Here is a 418-nt window from a genome sequence, read left to right on the forward strand (position 1 = left end):
GCCATCTCACGACGGGCTCCTACGACATCTCGGTTACGCAATGCCTTTGCGATTTCGAGGTGCGCATCATGCACGTCGCGGACTTCACTTGCGTCGAGCTGATCCACCGCCCACGTCGGGACCAGCTCGCGTCTGATGTCCGCAACCAACCGGGTGAGCACCAAATTGCCGGAACCCTCAGCTATCGCTCCGTGAAAAGCGAGATCGTCGGTGACCCGACCACGCACATCAAGAGGCTCGTCGTCTTTGTCCGCAGCATCATCGTGCATGCGCTGTGCCATTTGCACGATCTGATCGAGCTGCTCATCACTCGCCCGGACTGCGCACATCTCGGTCGCTGCGATCTCCACCAGTCGCCGGACCTCGTAGAGGTCGGCGGCTCGAGAGCCAGCCAGCTGCTCGCGCGAAATGGCGTGCT

At 61.5% G+C, this 418-nt stretch carries 1 protein-coding gene; it reads right to left on the minus strand.

Translation table 11 applies throughout. The annotated features are described in order from the left end of the window. Positions 1–329 (minus strand): FadR/GntR family transcriptional regulator (locus RNC47_RS37740; protein WP_394814967.1); only part of this gene is annotated, 329 nt, incomplete at its 3' end. Between the last annotated feature and the right edge of the window lie 89 nt (positions 330–418).

This window comes from Streptomyces millisiae, assembly GCF_031845425.1.
Classification (GTDB): Bacteria; Actinomycetota; Actinomycetes; order Streptomycetales; family Streptomycetaceae; genus Streptomyces; species Streptomyces millisiae.